The following is a 23923-nucleotide window of genomic DNA, read 5'->3' as shown; positions in this document are numbered from 1 at the left end:
CGCCGCCTCAGCGCGCGCTGAAGTACGCGGTGACCACGCCGATGCCCAGCCACAGCAGATCGCTGGGGCTATTGGCCAGCATCGTCAGGGTCCAGGCGTACTGGGCGCCCATCTTCAGCGACGAATCCCACACGTTCAGGCCCAGCCCCGCGCCCATCTGCGCGGCGGCGATCCCCCAGTTGGCGGCGACGATCACCAGCACCGTGGCGAGCATCGCCACCGCGATGCGCAGCGGGCCGCGCGGCAGGTTGCCCAGGCGCAGCATCCAGGCGCTCTCCAGCGCCACCACCACGGCCATCCAGCCGGCCTGGCGACCCAGCGACAGCGCCACCAGCAACCAGGCGATCAGTGCGGTGAAACAGCCCATGGCGAGCAGCAGGGGCCACAGCCAGTGCGAGGGCCTGGCCGGCGTGGAGGAAGGCGGCATTCGATGTTCCCGGAGAAGGCGTACAGGATACTTCCGGCGCGCGCCCCGCGCACTCGGATAAACTGCACGACTTGCACCGGCGGGGCCCGTCCCCATATCGCCCCCATGTACTCACGCAGCAGTGAACCTGTCCAATTCGAACGCGATTGCGCGGCGGTGATGGTGCCGCAGGGCGACGTGGTGACCCTGCCGGCCGGCAGCTATGGCTATATCACCCAGGCCCTGGGCGGCAGCTACACGGTGTTCGTGGAGGGCAACCTGTTCCGCATCGCCGGCAAGGACGGCGACGCCATCGGCAAGGAGCCGCCGCCGGGGCTGGAACTGCCCGACGATGCCGGGGACGAGCAGGTCGAAGCGCTGATCTGGCAGCAGCTGCGCACCTGCTTCGACCCGGAAATCCCGTTCAACATCGTCGATTTGGGTCTGATCTACGACGTGACCATGCACGCGCGCGAGGACGGCCAGCGCACCGTCGAGGTCAAGATGACCCTGACCGCGCCGGGGTGCGGCATGGGCGAGATCCTGGTCGACGACGTGCGCAGCAAGCTGGAAATGATCCCGACCATCGCAGAGGCCGACGTCGAGCTGGTGTTCGATCCGCCATGGGGCCGGCATATGATGTCCGAGGCCGCGCGCCTGGAAACCGGCATGCTCTGACCCGCGCACGACGCCCCGCGCGTCGTGCCGGAGCCCGATCGGGCGCCGCCGCTGCGGTCGCCACGACGCGGCGGCCCTGGCCATCCCTCGACTACCACAGGAATTCCCGGTGTCCGCTACCGAGCCGTCCACGCAGTTCCGCCTGATCCCGTCCACCGCCGCGCGCAGCGCCGAGGCGCGCGCGCAGATCCTCGCCGCGCCGGGCTTCGGCAACTACTTCACCGACCACATGGTCGCCATCGAATGGAGCCGCGAGCAGGGCTGGCACGACGCGCAAGTGCGTGCCTATGGCCCGCTGGCGCTGGACCCGGCCGCCTCGGTGCTGCACTACGGCCAGGAGATCTTCGAAGGCATCAAGGCCTATCGCCATGCCGACGGCTCGATCTGGACCTTCCGCCCGGAGGCCAACGGCAAGCGCCTGCAGCGCTCGGCGCAGCGCCTGGCGCTGCCGGAGTTGCCGGTGGAGCTGTTCGTGGAATCGCTGCGGCAGCTGATCGCGGTCGATGCGGCCTGGGTGCCGTCGGCGCCGGAGACCAGCCTGTATTTCCGTCCGTTCATGATCGCCAACGAGGCGTTCCTGGGCGTGCGCGCGGCGCAGAAGGCAGGCTACTACGTCATCGCCAGCCCGGCGGGCGCCTATTTCGCCAAGGGCGTGGCGCCGGTGGCGATCTGGCTGTCCACCGACTACGCGCGCGCCGCCAAGGGCGGCACTGGCGCGGCCAAGTGCGGCGGCAACTACGCCGCCTCGCTGCTGCCGCAGCAGCAGGCGCAGGCACAGGGCTGCTCGCAGGTGCTGTTCCTCGACCCGGTCGAGGGCAAGTACATCGAGGAACTGGGCGGCATGAACGTGTTCCTGGTGATGCGCGACGGCAGCCTGGTCACCCCGGCGCTGTCGGGCAGCATCCTGGAAGGCATCACCCGCGACAGCATCCTGCAACTGGCCCGCGACCGCGGCATGCAGTTGGTGGAGCGCCAGGTGAGCATCGAAGAGTGGCGCGACGGCGTGGCCTCCGGCGAGATCGCCGAGGTGTTCGCCTGCGGCACCGCCGCGGTGGTGACCCCGATCGGCCAGCTCAAGGGCAAGGACTTCGCCGTCGGCGACCTGACCGCCCCGGCCGGCCCGGTGACGCTGTCGCTGCGCCAGGAACTGACCGACATCCAGTACGGCCGCGTGGCCGATCGCCACGGCTGGCTGGTGCGGCTGAGCTGAGCCCCGCCCCCCCGACGCCGGGGGGGGGGGGCCATCGGCCGCCCTGGCGTGCGGGTTTCGCGCCCCAGGCGCAGGGTGTCCGGCGATGGCGTCCACCATCGCGGGCGGCATCCGCGCTGGTGGCGCGGCGCCTGAGGCGTCGGTGCCCCGTCCATGCGCCCGACGCGCTCCTGTCCTCTCCAACGGAGGAGTCCGCGCGCTGGACATTTCGTGTCCATCCCGGTGCGGCGAGGTGTCCTGCCGACCCTCCCGGCCTGTCTGTATCTGTTGTCTCTTGTTCTTGCCGAGACGTCGCGCGAGTGCCAAAAGGCTGCCCTGAATTTGCCAAATTTGGCGTCTCGGCATGCTGCACTGCAGCAAAAATGAGGTAAGAATCACTTTATTACATCGAATCCCATTGCATTTCATGGTTTTGTACAACGGATTTCCGTCACAGCCCGCTCCATACGCACTTGTACTGAGCTAGGTTCGATGAATGGTCGGCAACACAGGGGTCGACCGGGCTCGCAATGCATGCCGGGTTCAGGTTAAGGCCGGGCCGGTGCAGCGCGGAACACCGCCGTCAGGCGGCTACTCAACCGAAAGGAAGTCCGAATGTCCGAAATGTCGCATCGTGGTTCGCGCCAGCGTCCGTGGCTGGTGGTGCTGGGCGCCTCTGCTCTCACCTCGCTGCTGCTGGCCACCCCAGCGTTTGCCGGTGACGTGAACCTCTCCGGCCTGTCTTCCGAACCGACCGTGCAACGCTTCATCGTCAAGACCCGCGACGCCGCGCCGGTCAGCATCTCCAGCGCCTCCGCGGCCGCTGCCGCGCCCTCGGCGGCGCTGCGCGCGACGCTGCAATCGGCCGCCGCCGCGCTGCCGGCCAAGAACGGCCGCGCGCTCGGCCTGACCAGCCTGCGCCGCCTGGCGGTGGGGCCGGAAGTGGTCAAGGCCAGCCGTCCGCTGGACCGCGCCGAGGCCGAGACGCTGATGCGGCAGATCGCCGCCGACCCGAACGTCGAGTACGTCGAGGTCGACCAGCGCATGACCATCGCCCTGACCCCGAACGATCCGCGCCTGGGCGACCAGTGGGCCTTCGGCACCAGCAATGCCGGCATCAACGTGCGCTCGGCCTGGGACAAGGCCACCGGCGACGGCGTGGTCGTGGCGGTCATCGACACCGGCATCACCAGCCACCCCGATCTCAACGCCAACGTCCTGCAGGGCTACGACTTCATCAGCGATGCGGATGCCGCACGCGACGGCAACGGCCGCGACAGCGACCCGTCCGACGAAGGCGACTGGGCCGCCGCCGGCGAGTGCTACTCCGGTTCGCCGGCCTCCAATTCCAGCTGGCACGGCACCCACGTCGCCGGCACCATCGCCGCGGTCACCAACAACGGCACCGGCGTGGCCGGCACCGCGTTCAAGGCCAAGATCCTGCCGGTGCGCGTGCTCGGCAAGTGCGGCGGCTACACCTCCGACATCGCCGATGCGATCACCTGGGCCTCCGGCGGCACCGTCAGCGGCGTGCCGGCCAACCAGAACCCGGCCGAAGTGATCAACATGTCGCTGGGCGGCAGCGGCACCTGCTCGAGCACCTACCAGAACGCCATCAACGGCGCGGTCGGCCGCGGCACCACGGTGGTGGTGGCGGCGGGCAACAGCTCGACCAACGTGTCCAGCTCGGTGCCGGCCAACTGCAACAACGTGATCGCGGTGGCGGCCACCACCTCGTCGCGGGCCAAGGCCAGCTACTCGAACTACGGCGCGGGCATCGACATCTCCGCGCCGGGCTCGAACATCCTGTCCACCCTCAACGACGGCACCACCACCCCGGGCAACCCGAGCTATGCCTCGTACAACGGCACCTCGATGGCGACCCCGCACGTGGCCGGCGTGGTTGCGCTGATGCAGTCGGTGGCGCCGACCGCGCTGACCCCGGCGCAGGTGGAAAGCACCATCAAGAACACCGCCGCCAGCTTCTCCTGCTCGCAGGGGTGCGGCGCCGGCCTGCTCGATGCCAACGCGGCGGTCACCGCGGCGCAGAACGGCGGCAGCAGCGGCGGCGGTGGCGGCAGCAGCAGCAACGAGCTGCAGGACGGCGTGGCGGTCACCAACCTCAGCGCCAACAGCGGCTCTTCGTTGAACTACACGGTCAAGGTGCCGTCCGGTGCCAGCAGCCTGGTGGTCACCACCTCCGGCGGCAGCGGCGATGCCGACCTGTACGTGCGCTTCGGCAGCGCGCCGACCGATTCGGCCTACGACTGCCGTCCGTACAAGAACGGCAACAACGAGAGCTGCACCTTCAACTCCCCGCAGGCCGGCACCTACTACGTGCGGGTGAAGGCGTACAGCACGTTCTCCGGGCTCAGCCTGAAGGCCGACTACTGAGGCATCCGTCGCGGCGGCCGCCATGGCCGCCGCGCACCTCCCGGTGCCGGATCGCAGCGCTCGGCAGGACGCCGATGCTGCCACTCTCGGTCGCCCCGCGCTTCGGCGCGGGGCTTTTTTATGGGCGCAGGGGCTCGCTGTCGCGTGGCGTGCCACCGCTCTACGCCATGTCAGCCATCGCAGCACTTGTCGTGCGGATCCGGCCGCTGGCACGACGGCGTGGGCTTCGGTGCGTGCCAATGCCACGGACAGGACGCTGCCCGGCACGGCGATCGGCGGGAGCACGCTCTACGCCATTCGCTCCTGCGTCGCCATCATTCGCACAGATCGCAGGCACGCGCCTGCAGCGCATCGAGGATCTGCGCGGCGTCCATCTCCAGCAGCAGGCCGCGCTGCCCGGCGTTGAACCACACGCTGCCCGCGCCCAATGCCGATTGCTCCACCAGCACCGGCGCCGGCCGCTGTTGGCCCAGCGGGCTGATGCCGCCGACCTTGTAGCCGGTGCGGCGCTCGGCCTCGGCCGCCTCCATCATCCGCGCCGCCTTGCCGCCCGCCGCCGCGGCCAGTTTCTTCAACTGCACCCGGCGATCGGACGGGACCACCACGCAGACCGCGCGCGTGTCGACCCAGGCCATCAGGCTCTTCAGCACCCGCTCCGGCGGCAGGCCCAGCGCCTGCGCGGCCTGCAGGCCCTTGGCGCCGGCTTCGGCGGCGTAGTCGTAGGGATGCAGCCGGTAGACGATGCCGGCCGCGTCCAACGCCTTGGTTGCGCGCGTCGCCTTGGAAATCGCGGTCGCTCAGGCGGCTTCGAAGCGGTTGGCCGCCACGTTCTTGCGTACCTTCTGCGGGTCCCAGATGCGCCCATTCATGGCGATGTAGACGCCGGCCGGCAGCGACTGCACCGCGCCGACCGCGCAACCGATGTTGAACTCGGCGTCGGAACCGCGGAAGCGCGCCGGGTTCAGCGCGCCGGTCATCACGATGGTCTTGCCCTCGATCGCCTGCAGCACCTTGCCGGTCTGCACCATCGAGTCGGTGCCGTGGGTGATCAGCACATGCCGCGCGGACTGCGCGGCGATGGTGGCGCGGATCAGCTCGCGGTCCTCGTCGGTGATGTGCAGCGAATCCTTGCGGATGATCGGGATCACGGTGAAGCGGAAGGTCACGCCCAGTTCCTTGAGGATCTGGCCGATCTGCGGGTCGCCGATCTGGTAGTCGGACTTGTCGTCGAAGTAGATCTTGTCGATCGTGCCGCCGGTGGTGACGATCAGGAGTTCTTCCATTGCCGTTCCTAGAAGCATGTCGGGACGCGGCCGTGGCCGCGCAGGCCGTCCATGATACCGGGCGCGGCGGGATGGCCGCTCAGTCGCGCCCGGCGGCGCCGCGGCGGCGAGCGAAGCGCGCGCGGATGCCCGGCGCGCTGGACAGGCCCACCACCAGCAGCGCCAGCAGCAGTTCGGCCCAGCCGTAGCCGCGCTGCGGCGGGTGGCTCCAGGCGGTCATCACCCCATGGCTGAACCACAGCAGCGCGCCCACGCCGCTCCAGAACCGCGCCAGCGCCGAGCCGCGCAGCACGCCCACGCCGAGCAGCAGCGGCGGCAGCGCGAACACCAGCAGGGCGGCGAGACGGTGGCGATCGTCGTGGAACCAGGCCGCGAACAGCGCCGCCAGCGCCAGCAGCGTCACCCCCAGCGCCACCCGCAGGCGCCCCCCGCTCATGGCGCCGCCAGCCGTTGCGCGATGTCGGCCAGGCGCCGGCCGAGCGCGCGCGCCAGTTGCGCTTCTTCCTCGCTGGGTTGCGGATCGTCGTCGGCGCCGGCGACGTGGCTGGCCCCGTACGGCGTGCCGCCGCTGCGGGTGCTGCTGAGCAGCGGTTCGGTGTAGGGAATGCCGACGATCAGGCAGCCGTGGTGCAGCAGCGGCAGATGCATCGACAGCAGGGTGGCTTCCTGGCCGCCGTGCAGCGACGCGGTCGAGGTGAACACCGCCGCCGGCTTGCCGGCGAGGGTGGCGCTGGCCCAGTCGGCGCCGAGCCCGTCGATGAAGTGCTTGACCGGCGCGGCCATGTTGCCGAAGCGGGTCGGGCTGCCCAGCGCCAGGCCCACGCAGTCGCGCAGGTCGCTGGCATCCACGTACGGCGCGCCGCTGTCGGGCACCGGCGGTGCGCTGGTCTGGGTGACAGCAGCCACCGGCGGCACGGTGCGCAGGCGCGCGGCCATGCCCGGCACCTCGCCGACGCCGCGCGCGATCTGCCGCGCCAGTCGCGCCACCGAGCCGCCGCGGCTGTAGTACAGGACCAGAATCTCGGCCATGCGGCCCTCTCGTGGATCGAAACGACCGCCAGTATCGACGATGCCGGCGTCCATGCGCATCGGGTACCCTTGCCCGATGCAGCCGCTGGACACCGTCAATCTCTGGGCCGATCGCCTGCGCGACCGCGCGCGCATGCGCAGCTTCGCCGGCTTCCTGTGGCGGCGCTTCATCGACGACCGGCTGTTCCAGGCCGCGGCCTCGCTGGCCTACACCACCATCTTCGCGCTGGTGCCGCTGGCGGTGGTGGTGTTCGGGGTGCTGTCGGCGTTCCCGGTGTTCGACAAATGGAGCGACCAGCTCAGCGACTACATCTTCTCCAACTTCGTGCCGGCCGCGGCGCGCTCGGTGGAGGCCTACCTGCGCCAGTTCTCGGCCAGCGCCGGGCAACTGACCACCGCCGGCGTGGTCGCGCTGGTGGTCTCGCTGCTGATCACCCTCAACAGCGTCGAGCAGACCTTCAACCAGATCTGGCGGGTGGTGTCGGCGCGGCCGCAGCTGACCCGCTTCCTGGTGTACTGGACCGTGCTGACCCTCGGCGCGCTGCTGGCCGCGGCATCGCTGGCGGTGTCGGCACGGTTCTTCGCGCTGCCGCTGTTCAAGACCAGCGAGGGCCGGCTGCTGGCGCAGGTGGTGCTGAGCGTGGCGCCGGTGCTGATCGAGTTCGTCTGCATCACCCTGGTGTACAGGGTGGTGCCGCACCACACGGTCAAGCTGCGCCACGCGGTGCCGGGCGCGCTGCTGGCGGTGCTGCTGCTGGAACTGGTGAAGTGGGGGTTGAGCCTGTACCTGGGCAGCTTCCAGTCGTACCAGCGCATCTACGGCACGGTCGCGTTCGTGCCGATCTTCCTGTTGTGGATCTACCTGAGCTGGATCGCGATCCTGCTCGGTGCCTCGGTGTCGTCCTCGATCGCCGCGTTCCGCTACCAGCCGGCCTCGATGCGCCTGCCGGCCGGCTACGAGATCTATGGCCTGCTGCGCCTGCTCGGGCGCTTCGCGCAGGCGCGCAAGCAGGGCTGCGGGCTGCAGGAGGACCAGATCCTGCAGTTGGAGCCGATGCTGACCGACTCGTTGATGCAGCAACTGCTGTGCGAGCTGGAACGCATCCGCCTGCTCCGCCGTACCGAGCAGGGCGACTGGTTGCTGGCCCGCGACCTGAGCGACCTGCCGGTGGCCGAGCTGTACGAGAATTGCCAGCTGCGCATCCCCGTCGTCGAGACCTATTTGCCGTGCCGCGACGACGCCCTGGGCCAGGCGGCGTGCCGCGCGCTGGACGAACTGCGCCTGCCGCTGCGCGACGTGCTCAAGCGTCGCGTCGGCGACCTCTATACCGAGATCGGAGACCTTGCATGACCGCCATGCGCCTGTTGTTCCCGCTGTTCGCCGCCGCCGCCTTGCTGGCCGGGTGCGACCGCCAGCCCACGCCCAAGCCGGCCGACGGCACCGCGACCACCGCGCCATCCTCCGCGCCCAAGCCGCCGCCCGCTCCGCCAGCGCCGGAGGCCCCCGCCGCCCCGGCAGCCGGACCGTCCGTGGTGCAGGAGACCCGCTCCGAGCCGACCCTGAAGATGAAGGCGGTGGACGGTCGCGAGTACGACCTGGCCGCGCATCGCGGGCAGTGGGTGGTGGTGAATTTCTGGGCCACCTGGTGCGCGCCGTGCCTGAAGGAGATGCCGGAGCTGTCGGCCCTGCACGTCATGCGCGACAACATCGAGGTGGTGGGCCTGGCCTACGAGGACATCGAGCCGGCGGAGATGCAGGCGTTCCTGAAGCAGCATCCGGTCGCCTATCCGATCGTCATCGTCGACACCTATGCGCCGCCGGCGGACTTCGCCACCCCGCGCGGGCTGCCGATGACTTACCTGATCGCGCCCGATGGCAAGGTCGCCAAGCAGTTCCTGGGGCCGGTCAACGCGAAGGACATCGAAAGCGCGATCGCCGCTGCCGGTGGCCCGGCACCCGGTCAGGGCAAGGGGAAGGCGGCGGGGTGAGGGTGTCGGTTGGCTGTGCGGCGTGGTCGTCGCCTGGGACTGGGCCTTCGGGATTGGGGACTGGGATGCGCGCTTGCGTGCGTGCGGAGGCGCCATCAGGTCGCCATCAGATCGCGGTCGAATCGCTGTAGGAGCGGCTTCAGCCGCGACCCGGAAGGCTGACCGATGGTGGTGACGCGGCTAAACCCGACCCCCTATCCGATGCGTCCGGAATGAAGCGCAGTCGTTGTGGGAGGGACTTCAGTCCCGACGCCTTGCGCGACGGGAGGATGGGATGGCTTCGCTCGTCGCGGCTGAAGCCGCTCCTACGATGGCCTCTGCTCGCACACCACTAAACAGGCGCCTGTCCCCCTTAAAAGCGGCTTCAGCCGCGACGCACTATCCCTGTGGGTGGGCGCGCCAAGCGAGGCGATGTCGGAAGGCCACGGCTGCGCGCCGCAGGCCTCGCTCAATCCCCATTCCCTAATCCCCACTCCCGGCCTCATACGACGGAATCGGCTGCAGCAGCCCGAACTTTTCCTTGTGCAGCTTGTGCTTCAGCGGCGGCAGGTCCAGGTCCGGTTCGTGCAGGCGGGTTTCCGGCAACTGATCGAGCAGGTGCCGGATCAGGGTCAGACGGCCGCGCTTCTGGTCGTTGAAGTCGACCAGGGTCCACGGCGCATAGTCGCGATGCGTGGCCTCCAGCATCGCTTCGCGGGCGCGGGTGTAGTCGGCGTACTGGCTGCGCGACTTCAGGTCCACCGGCGACAGCTTCCAGCCCTTCAGCGGGTCGTGCAGGCGCTCGGCGAAACGCTTTTCCTGCTGCGCCTGGTCCACGCACAGCCAGTACTTGAACAGGCGGATGCCATCGTCCACCAGCAGCCGCTCGAACAGCGGGGTCTGGCGCAGGAAGGCGTGGTACTCGGCATCGCTGCAGTAGCCCATGACCCGCTCCACGCCGGCGCGGTTGTACCAGCTGCGGTCCATCAGCACGATCTCGCCGGCGGCCGGCAGGTGCGCGATGTGGCGCTGGAAATACCACTGCGTGGCTTCGCGGTCGGTCGGCTTGGGCAGGGCTACTACCCGGCACTGGCGCGGGTTCAGGTGTTCGGCGATGGCCTGGATCGCACCGCCCTTGCCAGCGGTGTCGCGGCCTTCGAACAGCACCAGCACACGCTCGCCGCTGTGCTGCACGGCCTGCGCCATCGCCATCAGTTCCAGCTGCAGCGGTTGCATCAGGGCCTTGTACTGCTTGCGCTTCAGATGACTCATTTGCTGCTCCGCTTGCGGGTGCCGGTGCCGGCCATGCTGCGCGCCACTTCCAGCAGCGCGCCCTGCTGGCGGGTGTCGAGGGCGCGGTAGGCCTGCAGCAGGTCGTGTTCGCCGCGGGTGCGCGCCGGGTCCAGCTGGCTGGCCAGTTCGCCGAGCAGGGCGCCGGCGGGGACGCCGAAGGTGCGCGCCAGCGCAGTGAGCTGGGCGCGCCCGGGCAATTTCTCGCCGGCCATCCAGGCCTTGACCGTGGCCGCACCGGCGCGTGGGATGGCCGCGGCGATGTCCGCGGCGCTCATGCCGCTGGCTTTGGCCAGCAGGCGCAACGTGGTGTCCAGGGACATGCGGGAGTCCAGGTCATTCCTTCAGCCGCGGGCGCAGCGTGGCCAGATTGCAGGGGCGGGTGCGGGCATCCAGCTGCGCGACGATGATCCGTTCCCAGGCTGTGCGGCAGGCCGAGGTGGAGCCGGGCAGGCAGAACAGGAAGGTGGCATTGGCCAGGCCGGCGAAGGCGCGCGACTGCAGCGAGGAGGTGCCGATCTCCTCGACACTGATCGCGCGGAACAGCTCGCCGAACCCCGGCATCTGCTTGTCCAGCAACGGCAGCAGGGCCTCGGGCGTGGAATCGCGGCCGGTGAAGCCGGTGCCGCCGGTGACCAGGATGCCATCCACTTCGGGATCGGCGATCCAGGCCGAGACCGTGGCGCGCATCCGGTAGCGGTCGTCCGGCAGCAGCTCCCGCGCGTGCAGGCGATGGCCGACGCCGCTGAGGGCGGCGACCAAGTAGTCGCCGGAACTGTCCTGGTCGAGGCTGCGCGTGTCCGAGACGGTCAGCACGCACAGGTTCAAGGCAATGAAGTCGGCGTTTGCGCTCATGCCGGCAGCCTAGCCGCTCGCCCGGCCGGCGTATAGCCTGCCCGCGCCACCGCTTCAGCTACGGTGCTTCCAGGGCCATTGCTTGCTGGATGGAGGCCGGCCCGCGCCCAAGAGAGGCAGGCCGCGTGGCGTGTCGGCCTTGCTTGAGCCCGATCCCGGCGCCTAAGCGCGATCGAGCCGCTTCATGCGGAGGATCGGGTATTTCACGCCAGGGCCAGCGTGCGCGGCCGGAAGCGATGGACGCTGGCAGCACGATCGGCCGCCAGCGGCAGGCGCTCGGGCTCGCGCTGCAGCGCGCGTCGCTGCGCGTCGGCGCCGTGCCACTCGGTGCATTCGAGCAGGGTGCGGCCGTCGTCGGACAGGTACAGCTGCGCGGCGATCAATCCCCGCAGCGCATGCGCACCATCCTGCAGGGCGGCGAAGGCAGCGTCGGCGCGGCGCTGCGCCTGCGCCGCATCGCGTGTCGGGACGCGTGTGACCACCACGCAGGACGCTTCCCGGTGCGGATCGGACACGCCGCTGCGAATGCGCCGGTAGCGCCGCAGCGTCCGCCGCAGCGCCGGTAGCGCCGCAGCGTCCGCCGCAGCGCCGGCAGGCGTGCGCGCAACAGTTCATGCAGTTCGGGTGCCGCGTCGCAGCAGCAGCGTGCGTACAGCAGATCGGGGGCGTCGCCGAGGGATTCCATCCAGGTCAGGGCGTGCAGGCGGTGGTCGCACAGGCCGCGCACGCATTCGAGCAGCGCGGTCCGGTCGGGCATGGACGCCTCGGCGAGCAGCATGCTGCGTGTGGGCGCGGGGGAGGAGGGCGTGGACGTGGGGAACGACAGCGACATCGAGGGATCTGCACAGGGAGCGTGCGCGCAGTGTCGGACCTCAAGTTTGCTTGAGGTCAAGTGTTGTGGACGATCCGCTGACATGCACAGGCCGCACTCGCTGATTGTCTGTGACGCTTCGGTGCGATCTGCAGCGATGGATCGTCCTCATCGCGGGGTGCGTCGTGGCGTTGCGCGCGAGAGGAGACCGAATGATGCGATGCAAAGGTTCCATCAGCGACGCCGATGGCGACAAGTGATGCGCCGTCGCGCCTCACGCATATTTCATGCGCGCCGCGCGGCTGCCGCGCATCCCGATTAAATCAGGCCGACGCTGCGCCTTGCCAGCCGTGGCGTGCCGCAGTGTCGCGCAGCAGCGCGGCGAAGTCGGAGGCGAAACCTTGCATGTCGAACAGCCCGCTGTCCGCGCGCCGCGCGTGCAACCGCTCGCGCAGCGCCTGCAGTGCAGCAGGATCGCGCCCCAGGCGCACCGCGGTCGCGACGAACGCCGCGTCGTCGTCGGCGGCATTCATTTCGTCCAGGCCGAGATGATGGTTGAGGCTGCCGGCCACGCGCGCGGCAAAGGTGCTGCCGGGGCGGGTCAACACCGGGCAGCCGGCCCAGAGGGCATCGGAGGCGGTGGTGTGGGCGTTGTACGGATGGGTGTCCAGGAACAGGTCGGCGTGCCGGTAGCGCGCCAGATAGTCCGGATGCGCCAGCTTGGGCATGAAGCGCAGACGCGTCGGTTCCACGCCGGCCGCCGCAGCGGCCGCACGCAGTCGGTCATCGGCCTGGCCAGGGCCGGACAGCAGCCACAGCACGCTGTCCGGCACCTGTCGCAGCACCTCCAGCATCCGCGCCACGCTGCGCGGGCCGAGCTTGTAGCTGTTGTTGAAGCAGCAGAACACGGTGCCGTGCTCGGGCAGGCCGCAGTCGCGGCGCGCCGGTGGGGCGCCGACATGGCGGGTGTCGTCGGAGGGCTGGAAGGCGCGCGGCAGCCGCAGCACCCGCTCGCTGTAGTGCGCGGCCAGTGCCGGCGGCAACGCATAGGCATCGCCGACCACGTAGTCGATCCACGGCGCGCCGGAGGTGCCGGGGTAGGCCAGCCAGTTCAACTGCACCGGCGCCGGGCGCAGCGCCAGCACCTCGGGCGTGCCGCCGCCGCCCCAGCCGCGCAGATCGAACAGCAGGTCGATGCCGGCGTCGCGGATGTGCTGGGCGATCTGCCGATGCGGCTGCCCGGCCACGGCGTGCCAGGCATGCGCGGCCGCCTGCAGGCGCGCGCCGATCGCGCTGCGATCGTCGTGGTTGAGCGCGAACAGGTGCACCTGCAGGTCGCGGTGCGCGCGCAGGCGCTCGAACAGGGCGACGGTCAGCAGGCCGGTGGGATGTGCGCCGAAGCCGTTGGACAGGAACCCAATGCGCAGCGCGCCATCACTGCGCACCTGCGTGGCGGGCAGCGGCGCGAGGGCGCGCGCCAGCGCCTGGGCGCGGTTGCGCGCGCAGCGCAACTGCTCGTCCGCGCCCGCGTCCTCGTTGAGGAAGGCGAACGGTTCGATGGTCGGATGCCCCTGCCGCACCGCGCTGCGCACCTGTTGCGACAGCGCGTCCAGCCCGCGCCAGTCGCACAGCTTGCGGCGCCAGTTCAGCAGGTAGGCGGCGATCGACGGTTCCTGCGGCAGCAAGGCATGCGCGTGCGCATAGGCCTGCGCCGCGGCTTCGGCCTCGCCGTTGTCTTCCAGTGCGTGACCCAGCCAGACCGCGATGCCCGGGTGCTGCGGCGCCTGTTGCAGCGCTGCGCGCAGGGCCTGCGCGGCCTCGGCATGACGACCCTGGGTCCAGCGCACCCGGCCCAGCCGCGCCAGCGCCTCCGGATGCCCCGGACGCAGCTGCAGTGCGCGCACGGCAGCCTGTTCGCCCGCGGCAACCGCGCCGGCGCCGAGTTCGGCGTCGGCGAGCATCACCCAGGCCAGGAAATCCTGCGGATCGCGCCGCACCGCGGCCTGCAGGTGCAGGCGTTCGTCGGCGCCGCCGTTCATGCGGCCGTGATCGACCGCAGTCCGCGCACGCTCATGGCACCAACGCCTTGGCGTAGTGCTGCGCGCTCAGGTCCTGCTGCCAGCCGCAGGCGCGGTACAGGGCCTGCGCGGAGAGATTGTCCTGCGCCGTCTCCAGCACGATGCGCACCGCGCCATCGTCCGCGGCGTGGCCTTCGGCGGCGTGCAGCAGCGCCTGCGCCACGCCGTGGCGGCGGTGCGCAGGCGTGACGTACAGATCGTTGAGGATCCACAGCCGTGCCGCCCGCACCGAAGAGAAGGACGGATACAACTGCACGAAGCCGGCGGCCTGCGCATCGCGCTCGGCCAGCAGCACCACCGACTCGGCGCGGGCCAGGCGCGCAGCCAGGAAGGCGTGCGCGGTCGCCGCATCCGGGGCCTGCCCGTAGAACTGCCGGTAGGCATCGAACAGCGCTGCCAGCGCCGGCAGGTCGTGCGCATCGGCCTGGCGCACGCTCACGCTCACGGGCTGTCGCTCAGGCGCGCGAGTTCGTCGACCTGGTGCTCGTGGCTCAGGCGCCCGATCAGTGCATCGAGGTCGCCCTCGATCACGTTCGGCAGGTCGTACAGGGTCAGGCCCTCGACGCGGTGGTCGGTGATCCGGCCCTGCGGGAAGTTGTAGGTGCGGATGCGCTGGCTGCGGTCGCCACTGCCGACCTGCAGCTTGCGGTCCTGCGCCTCGGCCGCGGCCTGCTTGCTGCGCTCGGCCTCCAGCAACTGCGCCTTGAGCCGTTTCATCGCCTTGTCGCGGTTGGCGTGCTGGCTGCGCTCGGTCTGGCACTCGACCACCACGCCGCTGGGGACATGGGTGATGCGGATCGCCGACTCGGTCTTGTTGACGTGCTGGCCGCCGGCGCCGGAAGAGCGGAAGGTATCGATCTTCAGGTCGGCCGGGTTGATCGCGATCTCCTCCACGTCGTCGGCTTCGGGAATGATCGCCACCGTCGCCGCGGAGGTGTGGATGCGGCCCTGCGACTCGGTCGCCGGCACGCGCTGCACGCGGTGCGTGCCGGATTCGAATTTCAGCTTGGAGTAGGCGCCGCGGCCGACGATGCGCGCCACGATCTCCTTGTAGCCGCCGTGCTCGCCGGGGCTGTCCGATTCCACTTCCACCTTCCAGCCCTGGCGCTCGGCGTAGCGCGCGTACATGCGGAACAGGTCGCCGGCGAAGATCGCCGCCTCGTCGCCGCCGGTGCCGGCACGCACTTCCAGGAACAGGTTGCCGTCGTCGCGCGGATCCCGCGGCACCAGCAGCAGTGCCAGTTCCGCATCCAGTTCGGCCAGGCGCGCCTGCGCGGCGCCGATTTCCTCCTCGGCCAGCTCGCGCAGTTCCGGATCGGCGCGCATCGCCTCGGCCGAGGCCAGGTCGGCCTTGGCCGCGGCCTCGGCCGCCAGCGCGGCGGCGACCGGCTCCAGTTGCGCGAACTCGCGCGAATAGTCGCGGAAGCGCGTGTTGTCGCCTACCACTTCGGGGTCGGACAGCAGGCGTTCGAGTTCTTCGCGACGCTCGGCCAGCGCCTCCAGCTTACGGCGCAGGGTCGGTGTCATCGGTCTTCATGATCGGATGGTGGTAGCCCGGCTTCTCCGGGAACAGGCGCTCGGCGGCGCGGGCCAGGTCGGCGTCGCCGCGCAGCGCCGCCTCGCGCAGGGCCGCGGTGGGCGGATGCAGCAGGCGGTTGGTCAGGGTGTTGGCGAGGAACTCCAGCACCTCGTCGGCGGGCTTGCCGTGCGCCAGTTGTTGCCGCGCCTTGGCCAGCACGTCGTCGCGGGTGCTGTCGCCGTGCGCGCGCAGGCGCTTGAGCGGCGCCTGGCGGGTGCTGGCCTGCAGCGCTTCCATGTAGCGCACCACCTGCAGGTCGATGATCGCCTCGGCCGCCTCGGCGGCCTCGCGGCGGCCGCGTCGGTTGTCCTCGACCGCGCGCTCCAGGTCGTCGACGGTGTACAGGTAGGCGTCGGCCAAGTCGGCCACGCCGGCCTCGATGTCGCGCGGCACCGCCAGGTCGAACAGCAGCATCGGCTTGTGCTTGCGCGCGCGCAGCGCCTGCTCGACCTGCGCCCGGGTCACCACCGGCTCGCGCGCGGCGGTGGCCGAGAACACCACGTCGGCCTCGTGCAGGTGACGCTCCAGCTCGCTCAGCGGCAGCGCCACGCCGCCGTGGCGGCTGGCCAGTTCCTGTGCGTGGGCGAGGGTGCGGTTTGCGATCAGCAGGCGTCGCACGCGCCCCTCGCTGAGATGCTTGGCGGCCAGCTCGATGGTCTCGCCGGCGCCGACCAGCAGCACGGTGGATTCGCTGAGCCGGGCGAAGGAGCTTTGCGCCAGGCGCACCGCGGTGGAGGCGACCGAGACCGGATTGGCGCCGACCCGGGTGTCGGTGCGTGCGCGCTTGGCCACCGAGAAGGTCTGCTGGAACAGCCGGTCCAGGCGGCTGCCCATCGCCCCGTGCTCGCGTGCCAGCGACCAGGCGTCCTTCACCTGGCCGAGGATCTGCGGCTCGCCCAGCACCATCGAGTCCAGCCCGGTGGCGACCCGGAACAGGTGCCGCACCGCGTCCGCATCCTGGTGTTGGTACAGATAGCCGTGCAGGCCGGCGGCGTGCGAATCCAGCCAGTCGGCCAGGTGCTGTGCATCGCCGGCAATGGCGTACAGCTCGGTGCGATTGCACGTGGACAGCAGCGCCGCTTCGGTGACGTCGGGCAGCGCACGCAGCGATTGCAGCGCGCGCGGCAATGCGTCGCCGGCGAATGCCACCCGTTCGCGCAGGTCGACCGGCGCGGTCTGGTGGTTCAATCCGAGCACCCACAACGTCATCTGTTCAGTTGCTTGCGATAAGCTGCTGGCCATTCAGGGCCCCATTTTACGGCCCGGCCGCTTCCGATGCCCGCACTGATTCGCATCCGTACCTTTCTGCTGCTGTCCGCAATCGCCGCCGTGGCCGCACCGGCCGCGGCCAAGGCGCCGAGCCCCGCCCAGGACGTGATGACCCCGGTCCTGGCCGGCGAGTTCGCCCTGCAGGCCGGGCAACTGGCCGACGCCTCGCGCTGGTACCTGCAGGCCGCCAACGACAGCCCCGGCGACGCCGGTCTGGCCGAACGCGCCACCCGCATCGCGATGCTGGCCAACGACAGCGCCGCCGCCACCCAGGCCCTGGCGCTGTGGCGGCAGCGCGCGCCCGAGTCGCTGGCCATGCGCAGCTCCGAGGCTTCGCTGGCCCTGCGCAACGGCAATCTGCGCCAGGCGCGCAGCCTGCTGGTGGCCTTGCTGCGCGACAAGGATCCGCGCGGCTGGCGCTTCGCCCTGATTGCCCTGGTCAGCGGCAACCGCGATCCGGAGGTGGCGGCCAAGGCCCTGGACCAGTTGCTCGACGCCAACGCCATCCCCGACCAGCTCGAGGCCTGGCAGGAGTTCGGGCGGCTGGCGCTGCGCCTGGACCAGCCCAAGCTGGCCGAGCGCATCGTCGACCAACTGGTCAAGCGCTTCCCGCAGGAGCCGCGTGTGGCGCTGCTGCACGCCACGCAGCTGCAGCAGGCGGGCAAGACCGAGCAGGCGCGCGCGCTGCTGGAGGGTGTGGAGCCCAAGGTGTCGGGCGATCCGGAACTGCGCACCGCGCTGGCCTATGCCTACGACGCCATCGGCGACACCGCCGCCGCGGCGCGGGTGCTGGCGCTGGGGCCGCAGACCACCCAGAACTATGGCCTGCGCGCCTCGATGCTGGCCAAGCTGCAGGACAACGCCGCCTTGACCGCGCTGTACGACGAACTGCGCAAGGGCGCCGACCGGCCCGATCCGGAGCGACGCCTGCTGCTCGGCAAGATCGCCGAGTTCCTCAAGCGCAACCAGGAGGCGGTGGACTGGTATCGCGGCGTGCCGGGCGGCCCGCTGCGCAGCGAGGCGCGGCTGCGCGCGGCCGGCGCGTTGTACGCGCTGGGCCAGAAGGACGCGGCCTTCGCCGAGGCGCGCGCGCTGCAGGACGATGCCGAGGCCGACGATGCCGCGCGCCGCGACGCCTATGTGCTGGAGGCGGAATTGCGCCAGCGCAGCGGCGACGACGCCGGCGAGCTGCAGGTGTTCGAGCGTGGCCTGGCCGCATATCCGGACGACAACGCCCTGCTGTACGCGCGCGGCTTGTCCTGGGAGCGCCGCGACCGCATCGACCGCGCCGAGGCCGATCTGCGCAAGATCCTGGTCACCGACCCGGAGAACGTGGCGGCACTGAATGCGCTCGGCTATACCCTGGCCGACCGCACCAAGCGCTATCGCGAGGCGCTGCAGCTGATCGACCGCGCCCGCACCGCCGATCCGGACAATGCCGCGATCATCGACAGCTACGGCTGGGTGCTGTACCGGCTCGGCAAGACCCAGGAGGCGCTGGTGCAGCTGCGTCGCGCCTGGAGCCAGGTGAAGGATCCGGAGATCGCCGCGCACATCGGCCAGGTGCTGTGGGAGCAGGGCAAGCACGAGGAGGCCAACAAGTACTTCGACGAGGCGCGCAAGCTCGATCCTGACAATCGCGCGCTGCGCCGCGCCCTGGAACAGGTGAGCCCGTGAGGCCTGGCTTGCGCGCTGCGTGGGCGCTGGCCGCCGGGCTGCTGCTGGGCGGCTGCAGCGCGCTGCCGACCCGCACCCCGGCGCCGGTCGCCGTCGCCACGCCCGATGCCGCCGCGCAGCAGGCCGAGGCAGCGCGCGCGCAGTGGCTACAGGCGCATCCGGACTGGTCGTTCCAGGGACGGGTCGCGATCAGCAACGGCCGCAATGGCGGCAGCGGCCGCATCGACTGGAAGCAGCAGCATCGCCAGTACGAGGTGCAGCTCAGCGCGCCGGTGACCCGGCAGAGCTGGCGCCTGATCGGCGACAGCCACTCCGAGGCCGGGCGCCTGGAAGGCATGGAGGGCGGGCCGCGCGAAGGCGAAAACGCCGAACAGCTGCTGCTGGAAGCGACCGGCTGGGAAATCCCGGTCAATCTGCTGCCGCAGTGGGTGCGCGGGCAGGTGGCGTGGGATACCGAAGCGCCCGAACACGTGGACTACGATGCCCAGGGGCGGCCGCGCACCTTGCGGCAGATGGGCTGGGACATCGAGTTCCAGGAGTGGTACCCGCCCAGCGACGGCCAGCCGGCCCTGCCGCGGCGCATCGAGGCGCGCAACGGCGACGCCAAGGTGCGCTTGCTGGTGGACCACTGGGACATTCCGGCGCCATGAGCGCGCCCATCGACGGGGGCTGGTCGTCCTGGCCGGCCCCGGCGAAGCTGAACCTGTTTCTGCAGATTACCGGCCGCCGAGCGGACGGCTACCACCAGTTGCAGACCGTGTTCCGCCTGCTGGACTGGGGCGATACGGTGCACCTGCGGCCGCGCGCCGACGGGGTGGTGGCGCGGATCGGCCCCTCCGTGGCCGGGGTCGCGGAGGCCGACGACCTGCTGGTGCGTGCCGCGCGGCTTCTGCAAAAAGCAGCGAATGTCGTCCAAGGTGTGGATATCCGCGTCGAAAAGCGCATTCCGGCGGGCGGCGGCTTCGGCGGTGGCTCGTCCGATGCGGCGACCGCACTGGTGGCGCTGAACGCGCTGTGGGGCGCCGGGCTGGACGAGGACGCCCTGGCCGGCCTCGGCCTGTCGCTGGGGGCGGATGTGCCGGTGTTCGTGCGCGGGCGCGACGCCTGGGCCGAGGGGGTGGGCGAGCAATTGACAGCCCTGGCGCTGCCGCCGGCCTGGTATGTGCTCGCCGATCCGGGGGTGCACGTGCCCACCGCGGCGCTGTTCCAGTCCCCCGATTTGACGCGGGATGCTGCGCCCGCGAAAATAGCGGACTTCGTTTCAGGTTTCCTGCTCGGTAACGCGTTCGAGCCGGTCCTGCTTCGCCGCGAACCGGCCGTCCAGGCCACGTTCCAGGCGCTGGCGCGGATCGGTACGCCACGCCTGACCGGGTCGGGGAGCGGTTGTTTCGTCGAGTTTGCCGATCGCGCTGCCGCCGTGCGCGCGCTGGCGGACTTGCCGGACGGGATGCGCGCCTGGGTGGCAGGCGGCGTCCCGCGTTCGCCGCTGCTCGACGCGCTGGAGGCTTGACACAGGTTTATGCAGGGGCGTCGCCAAGAGGCCCAAGGCACCAGGTTTTGATCCTGGCATTCGTAGGTTCGAATCCTACCGCCCCTGCCATTTGGGTATGCAGATCCCTCTGCAAACGCCCGCACATCCATGTGCGGGGATTCAACGGGAAAGGCATCGCTTCTCCTCGCTTTTTCGATTCGTCCGGTTTTCGTCGCCACACGCTCTTTGCAGCCACCCGAGAGACCCTCATGCAAGACCAACGCAACCTGCTGGTGTTCTCCGGCAACGCCAACAAGCCCCTGGCCAAAAGCATCTGCCGCGAACTGGGCGTGCGCCCCGGCAAGGCGATGGTCTCCAGCTTCTCCGACGGTGAAGTGCAGGTGGAGATCGAGGAGAACGTGCGCCGGCAGGAAGTGTTCGTGATCCAGCCGACCTGCGCGCCCAGCGCAGAGAACCTGATGGAGTTGCTGGTGATCATCGACGCGCTCAAGCGCGCCAGCGCCGCCAGCGTCACCGCGGTGGTGCCGTACTTCGGCTACTCGCGGCAGGACCGGCGCATGCGCTCCTCGCGCGTGCCGATCACCGCCAAAGTCGCCGCCAAGATGTTCAGCGCGGTCAACGCCGACCGCGTGCTGACCGTGGACCTGCACGCCGACCAGATCCAGGGCTTCTTCGACATCCCGGTCGACAACGTTTACGCCTCGCCGCTGCTGCTGGCCGACATCTGGCGCGCCTACGGCACCGACAACCTGATCGTGGTGTCGCCGGACGTGGGTGGCGTGGTCCGCGCCCGTGCGGTGGCCAAGCGCCTGGACGATGCGGACCTGGCGATCATCGACAAGCGCCGCCCGCGCGCCAACGTGTCCACGGTGATGAACATCATCGGCGACGTCGAGGGCAAGACCTGCGTGCTGGTCGACGACATCGTCGACACCGCCGGCACCCTGTGCGCGGCCGCGGCCGCGCTGAAGGAGCGCGGCGCGCTGAAGGTCGCCGCGTACTGCACGCATCCGGTGCTGTCCGGCCCCGCGGTGAGCAACATCACCAATTCGCAGCTGGACGAGCTGGTCGTCACCGACACCATCCCGCTGTCGGAGGCTGCCCGCGCCTGCGGCAAGATCCGCCAGCTCAGCGTCGCCGAGCTGTTGGCCGAAACCATTCGCCGCATCGCCTTCGGCGAGTCGGTGAGCTCGTTGTACGTCGATTAAGGGCAGGGATTGGGGATTCGGGATTGGGGATTCGCAGAAGCGGCGCCGTTGCGAATCCCCAATCCCGAATCTCCAATCCCGGCTTCCCACAGACTCTTCTGGTCGCGGAAGAGTCATCAAAACCGCCGTGAGGCGGTTCATTCAACCAAGGTAGTAAACGCAAATGGCAACCACGCATGAAATCAAGGTTCAGCGCCGCGAAGTCGAGGGCAAGGGTGCGAGCCGCCGCCTCCGTCGCGACGGCCTGATCCCGGCGATCGTCTACGGTGGCGATCTGAAGCCGGTCAACATCCAGCTCGACCACAACGAAGTCTGGCTGGCCAGCCAGAACGACTGGTTCTATTCGTCCATCCTCAGCCTGAGCCTGAACGGCGACGTGCAGAAGGTGCTGCTGCGCGATATGCAGCGTCACCCGTTCAAGCAGCTGATCATGCACATCGACTTCCAGCGCGTGAACGACAACGAGGCGCTGCACGCGTCGGTGCCGCTGCACTTCCTCAACGAGGACGTGTCCCCGGCCGGCAAGTCGGCCGAGGTGGTCGTGACCCACGAGCTGAACGAAATCCAGGTCGTGTGCCTGCCGAAGGACCTGCCGGAGTTCGTCGAAGTCGACCTGTCGGCGCTGTCGGTCGGCGACGTGATCCACCTGTCCGACCTGAAGCTGCCGGCCGGCGTCGAGCTGCCGGAACTGAAGCTGGGCAAGGAGCACGACGTGGCGGTGGTCATCGCCAAGCACGGCCGTGTCGAGGAAGAGCCGGAAGCCACCGACGCGGCGGCTGCCGCTGCCGAGCCGGCCAAGAAGGACGGCAAGTAATCGCCTGCGCGGCGTCCGGGCTTCGGTCCGGACGCTGCGGCGATGCATTGCGCATGACTGGTCTGCGTCTGATCGTCGGCCTGGGCAATCCCGGTGCCGAACACGCGAACACCCGGCACAACGCCGGGTTTCGTTTTGTGGACGCGTTGGCCGAGCGGGCCGGCGCGCGCTGGAGCGTGGACGCCAAGCTGTTCGGCGAGACCGCCAAGATCGAGGTTGCGGGGCAGGCGGTGTGGCTGCTGAAGCCGGCCACCTTCATGAATCTCAGCGGCAAGTCGGTGACGGCCGCATTGCGCTTCTGGAAGATCGAACCGGCGCAGGCGCTGCTGGCACACGACGAACTGGACCTGGCGCCGGGCACCGCGCGGCTCAAGTTCGACGGCGGCCACGGCGGCCAGAACGGACTGCGCGATACCATTCGCCTGCTCGGGCATGCCGGCTTCCACCGCCTGCGCATCGGCATCGGCCATCCCGGCCACAAGGACAAGGTGGTGCCGTGGGTGCTGGGACGCGCCGGCAAGGACGACCAAGTCCTCATCGACCGCGCCATCGACGACGCCATCGACGTGCTGCCGCTGGCCGTGCAGGGCGACTTCAACGAGGCGATGAAGCGGTTGCATACGAACAGGGATGCGTGATTGGGGATTGGGGATTCGCGGCCGCGCGGCTGGGCGAATCTCCAATCCCGAATCCCAAATCCCGGAAACTGAAACATGGGCATCAAATGCGGCATCGTCGGCCTGCCCAACGTCGGCAAGTCGACCCTGTTCAATGCGCTGACCAAGGCGGGCATCGCCGCGGCCAATTTTCCGTTCTGCACCATCGAGCCGAACGTGGGCGTGGTGCCGGTGCCGGATCCGCGTCTGAACGCGCTGGCGGCGATCATCAATCCGCAGAAGGTCGTGCCGACCGCGGTCGAGTTCGTCGACATCGCCGGCCTGGTCGCCGGTGCGGCCAGTGGTGAGGGCCTGGGCAACAAGTTCCTGGCGCATATCCGCGAAGTCGATGCGATCACCCACGTGGTGCGCTGCTTCGAGCATGGCGACATCATCCACGTGAACAACAAGGTCGACCCGGTCTCCGACATCGAGACCATCGACACCGAGTTGGCCCTGGCCGACCTGGATAGCGTGGAGAAGGCGCTCAACCGTGCCGAGCGTTCGGCCAAGGGCGGCGACAAGGACGCGGCGGCGCGCAAGCCGGTGCTGGCCAAGCTGCAGGCCGCGCTGGCCGAGGGCAAGGCCGGGCGCAACGCCGGCCTGGACGAGGAAGAGAAGGCGCTGGTGCGCGATCTGTTCCTGCTCACCCTCAAGCCGGTGATGTACATCGCCAACGTGCTGGAAGACGGGTTCGAGAACAATCCGCACCTGGATGCGGTGCGTGCGCATGCCGCTGCCGAGGGCGCCGAGGTGGTGCCGGTGTCGGCGGCGATCGAGGAGGAGCTGTCGCAGCTGGACGACGCCGACCGCGATGCGTTCCTGGCCGATCTGGGTCTGAACGAGCCGGGCCTGAACCGGGTGATCCGCGCCGGCTACACCCTGCTGGGTCTGCAGACCTACTTCACCGCCGGAGTGAAGGAAGTGCGCGCCTGGACGGTCAAGGCCGGGTCGACCGCGCCGCAGGCTGCGGCGGTGATCCACACCGACTTCGAAAAGGGCTTCATCCGCGCCGAAACCATCGCCTACGACGACTTCATCAAGTACAAGGGCGAGGCCGGTGCCAAGGAGGCCGGGCGCCTGCGTCTGGAAGGCAAGGAATACCGCGTGCAGGAAGGCGATATCCTGCATTTCCGCTTCAACGTCTGATGCGCGCGCGCGTCCTGGCCGGGCGCGCGCGAGCAACGACGATTTCCTGCGACATCGCGTCAAAATACTGTTGACAAGGCGGGGATGTCAGGGAAGAA

25 protein-coding genes and 1 tRNA gene are annotated in these 23923 nt (G+C 69.7%); 13 read left to right on the top strand and 13 right to left on the bottom strand.

Annotation, left to right across the window (positions count from 1 at the left end; genetic code table 11):
• Positions 1 to 7: 7 nt before the first annotated feature.
• Positions 8 to 427: a hypothetical protein gene (locus QN245_RS16995; protein ID WP_160966960.1), complete on the bottom strand. Its 420-nt coding sequence runs from the start codon at positions 425 to 427 to the stop codon at positions 8 to 10.
• 105 nt (positions 428 to 532) lie between these two features.
• Here QN245_RS16995 and sufT point away from each other — a divergent pair, with 105 nt between their 5' ends.
• From sufT to QN245_RS16980, 3 genes are all read left to right on the top strand, one after another.
• The gene (gene sufT / locus QN245_RS16990) at positions 533 to 1084 is read left to right on the top strand and encodes a putative Fe-S cluster assembly protein SufT (protein WP_160966962.1); all 552 of its coding nucleotides are present in this window, start codon (positions 533 to 535) and stop codon (positions 1082 to 1084) included.
• A 142-nt stretch (positions 1085 to 1226) separates the two neighbouring features.
• A complete protein-coding gene (locus QN245_RS16985) occupies positions 1227 to 2294 on the top strand; it encodes a branched-chain amino acid aminotransferase (protein ID WP_425612963.1) in 1068 nt (355 codons plus the stop codon).
• A gap of 603 nt (positions 2295 to 2897) precedes the next feature.
• A complete protein-coding gene (locus tag QN245_RS16980; protein ID WP_425612962.1) occupies positions 2898 to 4667 on the top strand; it encodes a S8 family peptidase in 1770 nt (589 codons plus the stop codon).
• A 314-nt stretch (positions 4668 to 4981) separates the two neighbouring features.
• Here QN245_RS16980 and ybaK read toward each other — a convergent pair whose 3' ends face one another.
• The 4 genes from ybaK to wrbA form a co-directional block, all read right to left on the bottom strand.
• Positions 4982 to 5455: a Cys-tRNA(Pro) deacylase gene (ybaK, locus tag QN245_RS16975; protein WP_160966966.1), complete on the bottom strand. Its 474-nt coding sequence runs from the start codon at positions 5453 to 5455 to the stop codon at positions 4982 to 4984.
• Between the two features lie 9 nt (positions 5456 to 5464).
• On the bottom strand, positions 5465 to 5950 hold the full coding sequence (locus QN245_RS16970; RefSeq protein WP_017909075.1) for an asparaginase domain-containing protein: 486 nt from the start codon (positions 5948 to 5950) through the stop codon (positions 5465 to 5467).
• Positions 5951 to 6029: 79 nt separating this feature from the next.
• Positions 6030 to 6386: a DUF2069 domain-containing protein gene (locus tag QN245_RS16965; RefSeq protein ID WP_317843715.1), complete on the bottom strand. Its 357-nt coding sequence runs from the start codon at positions 6384 to 6386 to the stop codon at positions 6030 to 6032.
• Entirely contained in the window at positions 6383 to 6979 is a 597-nt protein-coding gene (gene wrbA, locus QN245_RS16960; RefSeq protein WP_160966970.1) for an NAD(P)H:quinone oxidoreductase, read from the bottom strand. The genes QN245_RS16965 and wrbA overlap by 4 nt, the downstream gene beginning before the upstream one ends.
• A gap of 76 nt (positions 6980 to 7055) precedes the next feature.
• On the opposite strand from wrbA, the gene QN245_RS16955 reads away from it, so the two are divergent.
• The gene (locus tag QN245_RS16955) at positions 7056 to 8330 is read left to right on the top strand and encodes a YihY family inner membrane protein (protein ID WP_167087655.1); all 1275 of its coding nucleotides are present in this window, start codon (positions 7056 to 7058) and stop codon (positions 8328 to 8330) included.
• Entirely contained in the window at positions 8327 to 8968 is a 642-nt protein-coding gene (locus QN245_RS16950) for a TlpA family protein disulfide reductase (protein WP_317843714.1), read from the top strand. Before QN245_RS16955 ends, QN245_RS16950 begins: the two co-directional genes overlap by 4 nt.
• A 462-nt stretch (positions 8969 to 9430) precedes the next feature.
• On the opposite strand, the gene ppk2 is transcribed toward QN245_RS16950, so the two are convergent.
• From ppk2 to hemA, 8 genes are all read right to left on the bottom strand, one after another.
• Positions 9431 to 10219 (bottom strand): polyphosphate kinase 2, encoded by a 789-nt coding sequence (gene ppk2 / locus QN245_RS16945; protein ID WP_160966972.1) that lies wholly within the window; start codon positions 10217 to 10219, stop codon positions 9431 to 9433.
• On the bottom strand, positions 10216 to 10560 hold the full coding sequence (locus QN245_RS16940; RefSeq protein WP_160966973.1) for a helix-turn-helix domain-containing protein: 345 nt from the start codon (positions 10558 to 10560) through the stop codon (positions 10216 to 10218). Before QN245_RS16940 ends, ppk2 begins: the two co-directional genes overlap by 4 nt.
• A 13-nt stretch (positions 10561 to 10573) precedes the next feature.
• Positions 10574 to 11092 (bottom strand): molybdenum cofactor biosynthesis protein B, encoded by a 519-nt coding sequence (gene moaB / locus QN245_RS16935; RefSeq protein WP_184644345.1) that lies wholly within the window; start codon positions 11090 to 11092, stop codon positions 10574 to 10576.
• A gap of 203 nt (positions 11093 to 11295) precedes the next feature.
• Positions 11296 to 11577, bottom strand: a complete 282-nt coding sequence (locus QN245_RS16930; protein WP_317843713.1) for a hypothetical protein — start codon at positions 11575 to 11577, stop codon at positions 11296 to 11298.
• Positions 11578 to 12226: 649 nt separating this feature from the next.
• Complete coding sequence (locus QN245_RS16925; RefSeq protein WP_317843712.1) at positions 12227 to 13942, bottom strand: O-linked N-acetylglucosamine transferase, SPINDLY family protein; 1716 nt, start codon at positions 13940 to 13942, stop codon at positions 12227 to 12229.
• A gap of 31 nt (positions 13943 to 13973) precedes the next feature.
• Positions 13974 to 14426, bottom strand: a complete 453-nt coding sequence (locus tag QN245_RS16920; protein WP_317843711.1) for a GNAT family N-acetyltransferase — start codon at positions 14424 to 14426, stop codon at positions 13974 to 13976.
• Positions 14423 to 15508 (bottom strand): peptide chain release factor 1, encoded by a 1086-nt coding sequence (prfA, locus tag QN245_RS16915; protein WP_184448289.1) that lies wholly within the window; start codon positions 15506 to 15508, stop codon positions 14423 to 14425. The genes QN245_RS16920 and prfA overlap by 4 nt, the downstream gene beginning before the upstream one ends.
• Entirely contained in the window at positions 15486 to 16769 is a 1284-nt protein-coding gene (hemA, locus tag QN245_RS16910) for a glutamyl-tRNA reductase (RefSeq protein WP_317843710.1), read from the bottom strand. Before hemA ends, prfA begins: the two co-directional genes overlap by 23 nt.
• 66 nt (positions 16770 to 16835) lie before the next feature.
• On the opposite strand from hemA, the gene QN245_RS16905 reads away from it, so the two are divergent.
• The 8 genes from QN245_RS16905 (at position 16836) to ychF (ending at position 23825) form a co-directional block, all read left to right on the top strand.
• The gene (locus QN245_RS16905; RefSeq protein WP_317843709.1) at positions 16836 to 18506 is read left to right on the top strand and encodes a tetratricopeptide repeat protein; all 1671 of its coding nucleotides are present in this window, start codon (positions 16836 to 16838) and stop codon (positions 18504 to 18506) included.
• Complete coding sequence (gene lolB / locus QN245_RS16900) at positions 18503 to 19156, top strand: lipoprotein insertase outer membrane protein LolB (RefSeq protein ID WP_184448286.1); 654 nt, start codon at positions 18503 to 18505, stop codon at positions 19154 to 19156. Before QN245_RS16905 ends, lolB begins: the two co-directional genes overlap by 4 nt.
• The gene (gene ispE, locus QN245_RS16895) at positions 19153 to 20016 is read left to right on the top strand and encodes a 4-(cytidine 5'-diphospho)-2-C-methyl-D-erythritol kinase (RefSeq protein WP_317843708.1); all 864 of its coding nucleotides are present in this window, start codon (positions 19153 to 19155) and stop codon (positions 20014 to 20016) included. Before lolB ends, ispE begins: the two co-directional genes overlap by 4 nt.
• Positions 20017 to 20029: 13 nt before the next feature.
• A tRNA-Gln gene (locus QN245_RS16890) sits at positions 20030 to 20106 on the top strand.
• Positions 20107 to 20246: 140 nt separating this feature from the next.
• Positions 20247 to 21206: a ribose-phosphate diphosphokinase gene (locus QN245_RS16885; RefSeq protein WP_160966991.1), complete on the top strand. Its 960-nt coding sequence runs from the start codon at positions 20247 to 20249 to the stop codon at positions 21204 to 21206.
• A gap of 163 nt (positions 21207 to 21369) precedes the next feature.
• Positions 21370 to 22020 carry a 50S ribosomal protein L25/general stress protein Ctc gene (locus QN245_RS16880; RefSeq protein WP_160959210.1) on the top strand — a complete coding sequence of 217 codons (651 nt, stop codon included), beginning with the start codon at positions 21370 to 21372 and terminating at the stop codon, positions 22018 to 22020.
• A 53-nt stretch (positions 22021 to 22073) separates the two neighbouring features.
• On the top strand, positions 22074 to 22658 hold the full coding sequence (pth, locus tag QN245_RS16875; RefSeq protein ID WP_160966993.1) for an aminoacyl-tRNA hydrolase: 585 nt from the start codon (positions 22074 to 22076) through the stop codon (positions 22656 to 22658).
• Between the two features lie 75 nt (positions 22659 to 22733).
• Positions 22734 to 23825, top strand: coding sequence for a redox-regulated ATPase YchF (gene ychF, locus QN245_RS16870; protein ID WP_160959215.1), 1092 nt, complete (start codon positions 22734 to 22736; stop codon positions 23823 to 23825).
• Positions 23826 to 23923 lie beyond the last annotated feature (98 nt).

The sequence above is a fragment of the Xanthomonas rydalmerensis genome, assembly GCF_033170385.1.
Lineage (GTDB): Bacteria > Pseudomonadota > Gammaproteobacteria > Xanthomonadales > Xanthomonadaceae > Xanthomonas_A > Xanthomonas_A rydalmerensis.
This window is presented reverse-complemented; position numbering and strand designations above follow the sequence as displayed.